This is a genomic window from Methanosarcina horonobensis HB-1 = JCM 15518, from assembly GCF_000970285.1.
GTDB lineage: Archaea > Halobacteriota > Methanosarcinia > Methanosarcinales > Methanosarcinaceae > Methanosarcina > Methanosarcina horonobensis.
On record NZ_CP009516.1, the window covers coordinates 951,168 to 963,939 of the forward strand.

The window sequence follows — 12,772 nt, forward strand, 5'->3', positions numbered from 1 at the left end:
GTCAGTTCCCCACCCGGTTACTCTTCTGTCTTCAAGCTTTCCATACGCATTTTTTGCCTTCTTCTTTTTCCTCTCCGGACATGACCTCTATCTGTCTGTACGATTCCCAGACACCATGGACATTACATTTCTCTACTGCATGAAGGTTTGTAATCACGGATTTTTCTCCGCAGTTGCCGCAGATATTTACTCCGCGAACCCTGCATGTTTCAATTTCTTTGATGGCTATCAGGGCCTCATCAGCTTCTATCCTGAAAGTCACTTTTGCTGCTTTTTCGCCGGAAGGAGACAGTTCTTTTCTTCCTATGAGTTTGTTATGAAGATAAAGCTCAATCCATTCTATGAAATGTTTTTCTTCCATTACATGAGGAATACTGCCAACCGTGATGGTAACTTCAAAAGGCTCGCCTGCAGTTACCGTTTCAGGAGCTTCGATAACTGGTATATGCTTTTTCTCTCCTTCTGTAAGGTTTGCCGGATCCAGCGGTTTATTTACTTTTTCTTCGGTTCCAGTAGTAGTCACGATCCCAATCTCCTGCAATCTGTTTTTACTCCGAACTTTTTATTCCTTCTGCGTTTCGAGTATGTACCCAGTATCCTCCCATCTGGACTCTGGATACATACTATTCTTTCTCTGCATCTATGTTTATAGTTGAATACAGCCAAATGTTTAACAGGCTTCGATTCTGGATAACTTTATGAGCTCCTTTATTTCAGCAGCTTCAGGGCTTCTCTACAGGCAGCGACAGCAGGAGCTCCTGAGGTGATGAAGATAACATCCATTGTTTCCATAATTTCTTCTTTTGTTACTCCATGGTTCAGGGCACTTTTCATCTGAGCCACAGTACAGGCTTCGCACTGCTTGGATGCAACAACTGCAAGAGCCATGAGGATCTTTGTCTTTGCGGGCAGCGCTCCATCTGATAGCAGTTTTCCGTCACAGCGCCTGTACTTTCCAAGGAATTCAGGGTCGAGTCCTTCAAGAGTTTCAAGGATATGGGGCTTGAATCCCATTTTTTTTCCTATACTTTCCACAACTTCTTTATGCTCTGTCAATTGTTTGCCTCCTTTCCTTATTCATTTTTATTTTTTAACTGTTATGTTTATTATTTGATCTAACTATTTAATACATGTCGCCTGCGATAGAGAACATCATTCTATAGCTGTTCTGACTTTTATCTTTCTGCTGCTCATATCGGATAAAGAAAGACATCTACAGTTCAACGTATAATTCAAGCATGGAATTATACGCACATATCCTCTCCAAGAGTAGCGTCGATACACTCGCGGCACATCATCCTGGGAAGTTCTTTTTTAAGTGTCACATGAGGCAGTGGATACCCCCCTTTCATGGGAAACTCTACCTGTTTTATATGCTCCATACAGAGACCTTTCCCGCAGACGATACATACACCTACAGCTTCGCTGTCCTTGTTATCTTCAAGGCAATCGTAACATTTCAGCATATTTGACCACCTCAACAAACTTCATCAAACAGACAGTTTTCCTTCAGGGCTACGTGGCAGGGGACACAGACAATTCTTTTGATGTGTTCCTGGTCAGACTTGAGTTCAATAGGATAGCTGCCTTCCCAGGCAGGGGTCTCCTCACGGATAAGGTGCTCTTTGCAAACTCCTCTCCCACATACGATACAAATTCCCACGGCATCTGTATTTTTACCCTCTCGGGCACATTCATAACATTTCATTGCTTTCCCTCCAAATCAGAAAACCTTGTTCTTATTCGAGTTTTATACGAACGTTTTCAGAGCTGGTCTCACATACTAATCTATATGAGAACTCTGACTTTTTCATTATTCTTCGATGAGGGTCATTTCTTCTCCACAGCAAACAAGCGTTCCACCGCCTACTTTTGTTACGGTTACTTCGTTACCGCAGATCTCGCAGAGGTATTTTTCTCCTTTTTTGGATACACCCACAGCCAGTTCACCTCCTTTTTAGTTCCAATTTCCTTAAAACTCGATATGGGCTTTCCCCTTGCCCTTTTATCCCCGGAGCAGGCTCCGAGTTTCACAACATCCATACTTATTAACCATTCTTTGTATATAATTTTAAGGATTTTTAAAAAAGTAACATAAATTTTCCCATTCTATTCAAATCTGTCTTATTTTTTTCATACACTATATCAGGGTTTTCAGGATTTTCCTTTTCCTCTTTTCACTGGTAGCAAACCCAATATTTATCAATTACTGGTCATGAAATATTTTATAGATTTCGATGCTCCACATTTTTACAATATAAATCTTTTCCTGACCCCGGCAGAAAAACTCCCTCTAAAATTAGCTAATTATTTTTATTCCGGTCTCTTATCGTTCTCGTTTGAAATATGACCTGGGAAACACCTCATTCTGGATAAGATTTATAAGGTTTGATTATTTCTTTTGAATGGGTCATGCCTTGAGCAGGTCTTCGCTGTAAGGACTGTCTAAGGAATTGTTTTATCAGTCCTTTTATATACATTTCATTTAATACAGTTAATTATATATAGATTCTTAAATACTGTTATGTGAATTCTAGTTAGAGGTTGTAATTAACATCTACTATAATGGATGTTAATTATAATTTGAACTCTATATTTTTATATGGGATAAAAATGGACCCATCTAGCCTTAATCAGTAGTTAAAGGAGTAATCAAAGATGAAGTTCGGAATCGAATTTGTGCCGAGCGATCCTGCCTTAAAGATCGCATATTACGCAAAGCTCTCAGAACAGCAGGGATTCGACTACGTCTGGATCACTGACCATTACAACAACCGTGACGTATATTCCACTCTTACCGTTCTCGCTCTGAACACCAACAGCATCAAGATCGGCTCCGGTGTCACAAACTCCTATACCAGGAACCCTGCAATTACAGCATCAAGCATTGCCTCCATTGCTGAAATTTCAGGCGGCAGGGCAGTCCTCGGGCTCGGTCCCGGAGACAAGGCAACTTTCGATGCCATGGGTATTGCCTGGGAAAAGCCTCTTGCAACCACCAAAGAAGCAATCCAGGCAATCAGAGGTTTCATTGACGGCAAAAAAGTCTCCATGGACGGCGAAATGGTTAAGTTCGCAGGTGCAAAGCTTGCTTTCAACGCCGGAAAGGTCCCCATTTACATGGGTGCCCAGGGTCCCAAGATGCTCGAGCTTGCCGGTGAAATTGCAGATGGTGTTCTGATCAATGCTTCCCACCCGAAGGACTTTGAAGTCGCTGTGGAACAGATCCGCAAGGGTGCCGAAAAAGCAGGCCGTGACCCAAGTGAAGTCGATGTCACTGCATATGCCTGTTTCTCAATTGACAAAGATCCCGCAAAAGCTGTTAATGCTGCAAAAGTAGTCGTCGCCTTTATTGTTGCAGGTTCTCCTGACCTTGTCCTTGAAAGGCACGGCATTCCAGTCGACGCCAAGAAGCAGATCGGTGAAGCTATTGCCAAGGGAGACTTCGGAGCTCTCATGGGCGGACTTGTTACCCACCAGATGATCGAAGCCTTTGCAATCTGCGGAACTCCAGAGGACTGCATGAAGAGAATTAAAGACCTTGAGGCAATTGGAGTAACCCAGATTGTCGCCGGATCCCCTATCGGTCCTGACAAAGAAAAAGCAATAAAGCTTATAGGTAAAGAGATCATTGCAAAGATGTAATTTCATTACATCCTGCAATAATTTTTTTAATTTATTCCGTTATACTTTTAAAAAAACCTTGCCAGTAAGGCAAGCTTATCGAGGCATTGGAGGTAACTGATTGCCACCAAAGATTGCAGAAGTCATTGAACATGACGTATGCGCAGCCTGTGGGGCATGCGAGGCCGTATGTCCCATTGGGGCTGTTTCCGTAAAGAAGGCGGCAGAAATTCGAGATCCGAACGATCTGAGCCTGTATGTAAAAGGAGCTGGATACCAGGTCTGTGAAGGTTGCTTAACCTGTAGCAGGATCTGTCCTGTAGTTGACGGTTTCATCGGAGACGAGCTTTCAAATGTCCGCACGTTCTTTGCCGCAAAATCCAAAGACAACATCGGCAGCCAGGACGGAGGCGTAACAAGCGGGATTCTCAAAACTCTTTTCAAGAAGGGTGAAATCGACTGTGCTGTAGGGATTACCCGAAACGAGAACTGGGAGCCTGAAGTCGTTCTTCTGACAAGTGCAGAAGACGTTGAAAGGACAAGAGGGACAAAATATACCTCTGACCCCGTAGTAGCAGCTCTCAGAGAAGCCTTCGAAAAGTACGACCGAATTGCAGTTGTCGGGGTACCCTGCCAGGCCCATGCTTCAAGGCTGATCCGGGAGAACGTAAACGAAAAGATTGTGCTCATTATCGGCCTGCTCTGCATGGAAAGTTTCCACCATGAGGTAATGCTTCATAAGATTATTCCCGAGATTATGAAGGTCAATGTCCAGGACATCTTGAAGATGGAATTCACAAAAGGTAAATTCTGGGTCTACACAAAGGATGGAGAAGTCCACTCTGTGCCGATCAAGGATGTTGCAAAATATGCAAGAAACCCCTGCCATCACTGCTGTGACTATACCTCTGTCTTTGCCGATATCTCTGTAGGCTCGGTCGGAGCTCCTGACGGATGGAACTCTGTTTTCATAAGGACTGAAATCGGGGAAAAGTATTTCGATAAGGTCCGTGATGAGATGGAGATTATGGAAGACCCCAAACCGGGTCTCGAACTTGTCGGAAAGCTTATCGAAATGAAGCGCAAGAACAATGCGGAACACTTCCTGGAAGTCTGCAAGGAATTCAGCTTTGAGACCGGGATCCGCAATGAAACGATCTGAAATCAGAAATTCATTTAAAATTTGAAACTCAATTCGAAAGAGGAACCCGGTACATATTCGAGGTTGGATCCGAATGACACGAGCTTTTTATATAGGACGTTTCCAGCCGTATCACTTCGGACACCATGCCGTAATTACGCGGATTGCAGAAGAGGTGGATGAACTGGTCATAGGCATAGGAAGTGCCCAGAAAAGCCATGAAGCCACCGACCCGTTTACTGCAGGGGAAAGGGTTCTTATGCTCTATAATGCGCTTGAGCACCTTCCTATCCGTCATTACGTCCTTCCTATCGAAGATGTCAGGTATAACTCTATCTGGGTTCACCACGTCGTATCCAGAACTCCTCGCTTTGACGTGGTGTACTCGAACAATCCTCTTGTCATTCAACTTTTCCGGGAAGCCGGATTTTGCGTTAAGGAATCTCCCCTTTATATCAGAGAAAGATATTCTGGTACTGAAATCAGAAGAAGGATGATTGAAGGAGAAAAGTGGGAGCATCTTGTTCCGAAACCGGTTGTGGAAGCAATAAAAGGCTTTGACGGAGTAACCCGGCTCAGGAATGTTTCTACAAGTGATAGCAACTTTTCTTTGTAATTCTTTTTAAACAATGATTTTTTTAGTTTCTCTTTTATCAGCTTTTTAGCAACACTTTCTTTCAGAACACCAAACTTCACGGCACCGAATCAATCCAGTCAAGGGAGCCTGGTGTGTATTCCTGCAGTTCTTCTTCTTTTCCGCTAAGAAGGTGGTCTATAATTCTTTCCACATCTCCAGCAGTCTCTTCTGCAGTCCTGCCAGTCGTATTTACTTCATAAACTCTGTCACACCATTCAAAAGCTTCCGCCAGGATCAAATCTATTGCTTCGGCTTCTGCATTTTCTTTAATTTTTTCTTCAGAATATCCGCGCATTTCAAGCCTTTTTTTCAGCTCGGGAGGGTAAGCCCTGAGAACAATTGCGATGTCTGTTATGTGGTGAGCAAGATGGCTTTCCAGAATTACTATCCCGTTTGTTGACTCTTTTTCCATTTCATTAATTATTCCAGTAAGGCGGCTTCGGATAAGCTCTATATCCGCAACTACTGCATTCCTTTCTTCATCAATTTCTGTGTAGAGGTGTTCTTCTTTTATCAGGTCGTTTAGATAGATTACCTTCCATCCTCTGCGTTTTTCAAGGAGCCTGCTAACTGAAGTTTTTCCCGTCCCGGGAGTACCTGTGAGTCCTATGAGCATGGAGAAGAAGATAAGGTTTTATCGCAGTTATACTTAATCCCGATTAAGCCGGGATTAGAATTTCAGTCCTTGAAAGGAGGTCTGCAAATTCATAAGGGTCTTCGGGGTTAACGGTTTCATTATACACTTTTCCAAAAAGACGGGCTACGTGAGCAAAGGGTATGAACTCCTCCCGGTAAATGTCATACCACTTCCTGTGAAACAGAAAAAGTGCCTGATTATAAAAATATCAGGCCGAAAATACATTAAACAGAAACTTCAACAACGTGCTGGAACCGGGTAACAATATATTTTTCCACGCGGATTTTCAGAAAAACCGTTGTGGGAGAGTGCAAAAAGTCCGTAAGGTACGGATGACAGATTTGAGTATTTCCTGGTTGCTTTCGTAGTAGAAAAAAGAATATATTTAAGCTTCTCATCCGAGGCGAAGGCAACAATGCTCGCGTAAGGTGCTGTTCCGTTTTGAGTCGCCAGGACGGCAAAGGGCTGTGATTCAAAAAACTCTTTAAGCTGCTCAAGCAATTTTTTTCTTCGAGCCCTATCTTCTTTACAGGGGTTTCCTCTTCGTTTTCTTCCGGTCCTTGAGAATTGCAGATGCAATCTCATCTTTCATACTACAACTCCCGTTATTTGTTGTTTCCTGCTTCTTCCTGAAACCTTTAAATCACTGGCATAAATTTATTTTATTTCTTCAAAGTTCCGATAACGGGAAAGTCTTTAAATATTTCCGGACCGTGAGGTGCTTCATCCATTTCTTGCGTAAGGTCCCGGCCGGAGTCATGAAGTCCCTGATGAGTGCCGTCTTCCCACATATAACTCTCTGATACATCGTATACCTGGCCATCATATACAATGTAAATCTTGCCATTCTTACCGTTATACTCTGAAAGTTCTTCAAGTGTAAACTCTTTCATTTTCCATATCCTCCATTTCTTTCATTCACAATATAATAAATTTACAATATAATAATCTGGCTTTTACAATGTTTCTGCGGTCTGCTCAGCCTGAGCACCCTCAAACATTAAGCAGCTTTAACATCTCTCTGGTTTCGGTTGTAGGGAGCTGACACTCATAATCTTGGCAGACATATGCAGTTGCTTTTCCTTCGACAGGAAGCTGTTCTTTTGTGTATTTTGCCAGGTCAGTAATTTCGGGATTTTCTCCTTCTGGCCTGAAAATCAGCACCTTATTGGGCACGAAATAATTCCAGATCTCTTCCAGCATACGTTCTGTGTCAAAAGCTCCGGGCTTTCCTGAAATAATTACCTCATATGAAGGCCCAAGCCTGAAATCAAGGGCAGACAGAAACTGGGTATATCCGGAAGGCGCTTTTATGATCAGCTTTGAAAATGCGCGTTCGAGTCTGTCAGCAGTTTCTTCGAGCTCAGGGTCTGCAATTATCCTGGAGAGACGCAGAAGGTTCAACATTTCAATTGAGTTTCCGGATGGTATCGCTGAATCTGTGAACTCCTTTTTTCTGAAGATAAGAGCCTCGCTGTCGTTGGCTGTAAAGTAGAGTCCGCCATTAACAGGGTCCCAGAAATGTTCGAGCAGTTCTTTGTTCAGGGAAATTGCAGCTTTGAGGTAGCGCAGTTCGAATCCTGCCTCATAAAGCTCCAGGAGCCCGTGTATCAGGAAGGCATAATCATCGGAAGTTCCTGAGATTCCTGCAGCTCCTTCCCTGTAGCGGTGAAGCAGCCTGCTTTCGGGATTGTAAAGGGTTTCAATGATAAAATTCGCAGCTTTTTCTGCGGCTTCCAGATACTTCTGCTCTCCGAAAACCTGAAAGCCCTTTGCAAAGGCTGCAATCATAAGCCCGTTCCAATCTGTAAGGATTTTATCATCCATTGAAGGCCTTTTGCGCTCATACCTGGCTTTAAGGAGTTTCTCTCTGGCAGCCTTCACCCGCTTTTTAACTTCTTCTACGGGAATTTTAAGTTCGGCTGCAAGAGACCCCGGAGAATGGACCATATAGAAGAGATTTGTTCCGGTTTTCCTGCCCCTTATTTCTTCTTCAAAGTTTCCTCCCTCTCTCAAATTGAACATTTTAATAATCAGTTCGGAATCTTCAGGACCAAGGATACTCCTTACTTCTTCAATTGTCCACAGATAGTATTTTCCTTCTTCTCCTTCAACATCTGCATCCTCGCCACAGTAAAACCCACCTTCCGGTGCTGTCAGGTCTCTTAGCACATAGTCAAGGATTCCTTCTGCTGTTTCTTTATACAGGTCTTTTCCTGTAACCTGATAGGCTTCTGTATATGCAACTGCGGTAAGGGCCTGGTCATATAACATTTTCTCGAAGTGAGGCAGAAGCCACATATTGTCCGTAGAATAACGGTGGAAACCCGAGCCAAGATGGTCATAGATTCCTCCGCTGCGCATATTATCAAGGGTATGTTCCACCATATGAAGCGCTTCAGGGTTTCCGCTGCGCCTCCAGTAACGGAGCAAAAAGGAAATCTTATGTGGGGTCGGGAACTTTGGAGCTCCTTCAAAACCTCCGTATTCAGCATCAAACGAATTAAGCATTTCATCGTAGGCTTCCTCGATTATCTCTTCCCCGAGCCCCTCCCCTGCAGACTCTGCAATCATGTTCTGGATAGTAGATGTAATCTTTTCAGCCGAATCAAGCACATCTTCATACTGCTGGTTCCAGATTTCTTTTATCCTGGGAACCAGTTCCAGCATTCCGGTCTGATTGAAACGGGATTTTTTAGGTATGTAGGTGCCTGCAAAAAACGGCTTCTTTCCCGGAGTCATTATGATATTGAGAGGCCATCCCCCTCTCCCGAGGATGATCTGGCAGACAGTCATGTAAATGTTATCAATATCAGGCCGTTCCTCCCTGTCGACTTTTATGGAAACAAAAGCATCGTTCATGAGCTCTGCAACTTCTTCGTCCTCAAAAGATTCATGTGCCATCACATGACACCAGTGGCAGGTAGAGTATCCGATTGAGAGAAAAACAGGCTTATTTTCTGTTCTGGCTTTTTCGAAAGCCTCTTTTCCCCATGAGTACCAGTCCACAGGATTATAGGCATGCTGTAGAAGATAAGGACTTTTTTCATTAATCAGGCGGTTAGGTTTTCTTTGTTCTTTTCCCAGTATTATCCCCCCTGCTTTTCTTCAAGATACAAATCCGCCTTTCGAACCCTAAAATGTATTCTCCACACGAATAAGGATTAAATTCTTTAAAAGTATCCATAATAGCTCCTCTCAACCAAATAAGTAATTACGAGATATTTTATCCCTACTGGGCAATCTTGTCGGATAGACTTGATCACATTTCTGGACATTTTTACTTTCTTGGGCTTGCAATAAGTCCTCAAAGATGCTGATGATTCCAGGAACTGAAAAATCAGATATAGCCAACTTTCCCCAGTTAACATAGTCCTCCCCTGAATATTAATATAACGGTGATTTCGGAGCTATTTTTCTTGCAGAATGCCGGTTAGAAGGGCAATTTAAAAAAGAAAAAGTATGGAATCTGTACAGTACGAAAAAAGAATTTATACTTGAATGTAAAGATTACAGGTTAACACTGAGATTAATTGCTAATAATATTCAGGTACTCTTTTCTACAATTTTTAAATGCCTCAGGACACTTCCCGGTTTTTTAACGGTAGAAGCTGCCCCAGTTCTTCGTTCTTTTCCCCGTGTTTTCCTACTCCAAGGAAATTTATAATTTTTGAGACACGGTATGAGTGCTCGCGCTTTTTTTCTTCTTTTCGCGCCTGATATACTCTGACTGAACGAAGAAGGTCGATTTTTCTAAACTCGGGCCAGAAAGGAGCGCAGAAATAAGTTGCACACTCGCTACCGTTAGCCTGCCATGGCAGGAAATTGGATACTCTTTCATCTCCTCCCGTGCGGATAATCAGATCTACATTCGGGACGGAGACTCCCGGAGCAGGGTAGAGGTGTTTTGAAATCAGGTTTTCGTTAACATCCTCAAGAGAAAGTCTTCCGCTGGACACGCAGACTGCAATATCCCTTACAGCCTGCATTATATCCTGTCTTCCTCCATAAGCAATAGCCACGTTCAGATTGTATTTTCTGTGTTGTTCGGTAGCTTTTTCAATCATATCAATGGAATCTTTAAGGAAATCCGGTAACTTTGTTCTGTCCCCTATAACCCTGACTTGCATCTCTTTATCATAGGTTCTATTATCGGTATAAAGCTTCAGAAATTTCTCATTAATCAGGTTAAAGAGCCCATCAACCTCTTCTTCCGAACGCTGGAAATTTTCCGTGGAAAAGGCATAGAGAGTGAGCTGTTTTACTCCTATCTCATAGCACCACTCAATAACCTGCTCAGTAACTTCCGCTCCCATAGCGTGTCCAAAACTTCTAGCTCTTCCCAGTTGGCCGGCAAATCTGCGGTTTCCATCCATAATTACAGCTATATGTTCAGGGATTTCAGAACTCAGAATCTCTTTTTCAAGCATCTGCTCATATTTATGGTAGAACTCGCTGAAAGTCCAGTTTTTTATGAAACGAAGCCCTGCCCGGAAGGCTCCTTTATTCCACGGCATCATCTTTAGGCTAACTATCTGTTTTCCCCCTGGCAGTATAATAGGTAGAAGGAATATTATAGGTAACAGAAATGTTCGTATACATTTTTTGCGGTATGGAGTTCAATTTTCCTTAGATTTAAAAAGTTAATTTTTTTCACCGAGAGTTTTAATCAACTACATTTATTTACTAATTTTTAACTTTATATTTTCCTTCACGATAATCCAAATTAACTGAGATAGTGTTACTCTATTTTGTGCGTTTATATATAATAAGTATATGTGAATAGAAAAGCTATTTGATCTATTAATAGGAATCGCAACTAAGTATAAAAACGATTTTTATATTTTTTTGAGATAATTGTGCTGGCACTCCTGTATGATAGGGCTAGAGACTAGTGTCGCGTCAGTAATAATATGTCGTATAAAATCGATTACGGATATTCAAAATCATTCAATCTTTGAAGATTGACGCAACACCAGGCTATCAAATCCAAGGAACAGTTAAGCATTAATGATACCTATTTTTAATGGAATGCTCGTCTTCGATATATCTGTTTTTCATCTTCAGAAAAAAGAATTTTTTTATAGAGCTTCTAAACCTGTAATTTATTAATTTGCTATCTTTCATCTGTTAAACAAACAGAATCGAACAGGAGATCTGGAAAGTTCGCATTACATAAAAACAGGGTTTACAGCAATAAGGCGGCTCAGTAATTCTCAAGAACAGAGCCGACAATATTTTTATAATTCTCTTTCAGGGAATACACATTGTGATCCCCGGTGACATTTATGCTCAGGATTCCAAGCCTCGTATTCATAAGCCCGACCATGGCTGACACTCCCCGGTAGCTTACCTCGAAATCTCCTTTGTCGAGGAAGTCATAAACTTCACCGGTGGTGAACTTGTCTCCGGTCAGGAAGAGATTGAGCACAACCTTGCGTATCCCGTTTTCGTCCCTGCCGAGATACTTTATCAATCTCGCTCTTACCCTTTCTTCCGCAGTCTGCAGTTTCGGACACCTCAGTTTTAATGATAAATTTGTATTATGTTCTTTTTATTACATTCATCCTGTGCTGGTTGTTATTTCCAAACAGGTGCGACTCCCTTGAAGGGGTTCTAAGAATCGAATACCCTATATCCTTATCGTTTATATATTTTAGGATTACTTTTTTTTAAATATTTATATTTAAGTATTCTCTGGATCTACAGATATCTTATAGGTCCGGCGGCCGATGCCGAAAATACCAGATCCTGTCGTTTTTTAAGAGGAAAACTGATAATAAATCATTCTTTTGTTTTAGAAATATTGCTTTATATTTTTTAGTAAAGATATTTAAAAGAAAAAAAAATCTGAAACTGTCTAACTTGGGACTATCTAATTTTATACTGTAGAAATTCTGATTTTATACTGGTAGAAGTATTCAAACAGTGTTCAAACTCCTCTGGAATAAAGGGATTTAAGAATAGATTTAAAAAATGAGCTGCTCCAGAGGCAGATTGATATTTACTGACTGTAATATATAGATGGAACTGTATGTACGCCGGAAATTTATTGGTCTCTTCGATTCCTCTCAAAAATATACTTCACCTGTGGGAAGAGAATGATATTCTGATCTTTCTTATTGATCTGGATAATTATGATACGCTCAGTACGGAGTATCTCAATAATACCGAAAAAGAAGATCTGGAAAAACTTCAAACATTATATTTCAAAAAAAGATTTATTGTCTCCAGGACTGTTTTGAAACACATTCTACGTTGTCTCCTTAAACTTGAGTCTATTCTGGATATCTCTACTTATAAAGACAGGTACGGAGAAGTCCATATACTCAACCATGAAGAGCTGCATATCTGTATTTCCTACTCAGAAGACATTGTAGCTCTTGCAGTATCAAAAACCAGGGTTGGTATTGATATCGAAGCTAAAAGACCTCTTGCGCTAAAAAATACTTTAAAATATCTTCAAACAACATCTTCATACACAGGAGACTCAGTAAGCGATACTAACTTTTTAAAGATGTGGACTTTAAAAGAAGCTTATTGTAAATTTTCTAACAAAGGCATGCTTTCCTCTCTTTACAAAGAACCTGATTTCAATAATGCCTGGTATTCAAATTATACATTAAACAATAAATATATCTTCTCTATCGTTACTGACTCGAATCCTCATACTATTAGTATAAGCCGGCTTGAGATATTGACTATAGTTTAAAGTATTGACTATGGTTTAGTT

Annotated in this window: 15 protein-coding genes; 4 read left to right on the top strand and 11 right to left on the bottom strand. The window is 41.4% G+C overall.

Annotated elements, in window-relative coordinates; all coding sequences use genetic code 11:
• Nucleotides 1-31: 31 nt before the first annotated feature.
• The 5 genes from MSHOH_RS04220 to MSHOH_RS04240 form a co-directional block, all read right to left on the bottom strand.
• The gene (locus tag MSHOH_RS04220; RefSeq protein ID WP_048137632.1) at nt 32-523 is read right to left on the bottom strand and encodes a class II SORL domain-containing protein; all 492 of its coding nucleotides are present in this window, start codon (nt 521-523) and stop codon (nt 32-34) included.
• Between the two features lie 185 nt (nt 524-708).
• Nucleotides 709-1,056, bottom strand: a complete 348-nt coding sequence (locus tag MSHOH_RS04225) for a carboxymuconolactone decarboxylase family protein (protein ID WP_048137634.1) — start codon at nt 1,054-1,056, stop codon at nt 709-711.
• Between the two features lie 188 nt (nt 1,057-1,244).
• Nucleotides 1,245-1,466, bottom strand: a complete 222-nt coding sequence (locus MSHOH_RS04230) for a DUF2180 family protein (RefSeq protein WP_048137636.1) — start codon at nt 1,464-1,466, stop codon at nt 1,245-1,247.
• 11 nt (nt 1,467-1,477) lie between these two features.
• Nucleotides 1,478-1,708 carry a DUF2180 family protein gene (locus MSHOH_RS04235; RefSeq protein ID WP_048137638.1) on the bottom strand — a complete coding sequence of 77 codons (231 nt, stop codon included), beginning with the start codon at nt 1,706-1,708 and terminating at the stop codon, nt 1,478-1,480.
• A 105-nt stretch (nt 1,709-1,813) separates the two neighbouring features.
• The gene (locus MSHOH_RS04240; RefSeq protein WP_015411233.1) at nt 1,814-1,939 is read right to left on the bottom strand and encodes a desulfoferrodoxin FeS4 iron-binding domain-containing protein; all 126 of its coding nucleotides are present in this window, start codon (nt 1,937-1,939) and stop codon (nt 1,814-1,816) included.
• A gap of 719 nt (nt 1,940-2,658) precedes the next feature.
• Here MSHOH_RS04240 and mer point away from each other — a divergent pair.
• The 3 genes from mer to MSHOH_RS04255 all read left to right on the top strand — a co-directional run bounded on the left by mer (nt 2,659) and on the right by MSHOH_RS04255 (nt 5,381).
• Nucleotides 2,659-3,645: a 5,10-methylenetetrahydromethanopterin reductase gene (gene mer / locus MSHOH_RS04245; RefSeq protein ID WP_048137640.1), complete on the top strand. Its 987-nt coding sequence runs from the start codon at nt 2,659-2,661 to the stop codon at nt 3,643-3,645.
• A 100-nt stretch (nt 3,646-3,745) separates the two neighbouring features.
• Nucleotides 3,746-4,786: a F420H2 dehydrogenase subunit FpoF gene (gene fpoF / locus MSHOH_RS04250; protein WP_048137642.1), complete on the top strand. Its 1,041-nt coding sequence runs from the start codon at nt 3,746-3,748 to the stop codon at nt 4,784-4,786.
• A gap of 73 nt (nt 4,787-4,859) precedes the next feature.
• A complete protein-coding gene (locus MSHOH_RS04255; protein ID WP_048137643.1) occupies nt 4,860-5,381 on the top strand; it encodes a nicotinamide-nucleotide adenylyltransferase in 522 nt (173 codons plus the stop codon).
• Nucleotides 5,382-5,457: 76 nt separating this feature from the next.
• Here MSHOH_RS04255 and MSHOH_RS04260 read toward each other — a convergent pair whose 3' ends face one another.
• The 6 genes from MSHOH_RS04260 to MSHOH_RS04285 all read right to left on the bottom strand — a co-directional run bounded on the left by MSHOH_RS04260 (nt 5,458) and on the right by MSHOH_RS04285 (nt 11,515).
• On the bottom strand, nt 5,458-6,018 hold the full coding sequence (locus tag MSHOH_RS04260; protein ID WP_048137645.1) for an adenylate kinase family protein: 561 nt from the start codon (nt 6,016-6,018) through the stop codon (nt 5,458-5,460).
• Between the two features lie 258 nt (nt 6,019-6,276).
• Entirely contained in the window at nt 6,277-6,624 is a 348-nt protein-coding gene (locus MSHOH_RS21915) for a pyridoxamine 5'-phosphate oxidase family protein (protein WP_052730704.1), read from the bottom strand.
• 77 nt (nt 6,625-6,701) lie between these two features.
• A complete protein-coding gene (locus MSHOH_RS04270) occupies nt 6,702-6,932 on the bottom strand; it encodes a cytochrome b5 domain-containing protein (protein ID WP_048137646.1) in 231 nt (76 codons plus the stop codon).
• Nucleotides 6,933-7,032: 100 nt separating this feature from the next.
• On the bottom strand, nt 7,033-9,132 hold the full coding sequence (locus MSHOH_RS04275; RefSeq protein ID WP_338037935.1) for a thioredoxin domain-containing protein: 2,100 nt from the start codon (nt 9,130-9,132) through the stop codon (nt 7,033-7,035).
• Between the two features lie 485 nt (nt 9,133-9,617).
• Nucleotides 9,618-10,556, bottom strand: a complete 939-nt coding sequence (gene uppS / locus MSHOH_RS04280; protein WP_239451206.1) for a polyprenyl diphosphate synthase — start codon at nt 10,554-10,556, stop codon at nt 9,618-9,620.
• Between the two features lie 689 nt (nt 10,557-11,245).
• Complete coding sequence (locus tag MSHOH_RS04285) at nt 11,246-11,515, bottom strand: DUF2551 domain-containing protein (protein ID WP_048137652.1); 270 nt, start codon at nt 11,513-11,515, stop codon at nt 11,246-11,248.
• A gap of 558 nt (nt 11,516-12,073) precedes the next feature.
• Between MSHOH_RS04285 and MSHOH_RS04290 the strand changes: the two genes are divergently transcribed.
• The gene (locus MSHOH_RS04290; RefSeq protein WP_048137654.1) at nt 12,074-12,751 is read left to right on the top strand and encodes a 4'-phosphopantetheinyl transferase family protein; all 678 of its coding nucleotides are present in this window, start codon (nt 12,074-12,076) and stop codon (nt 12,749-12,751) included.
• Nucleotides 12,752-12,772: the final 21 nt, after the last annotated feature.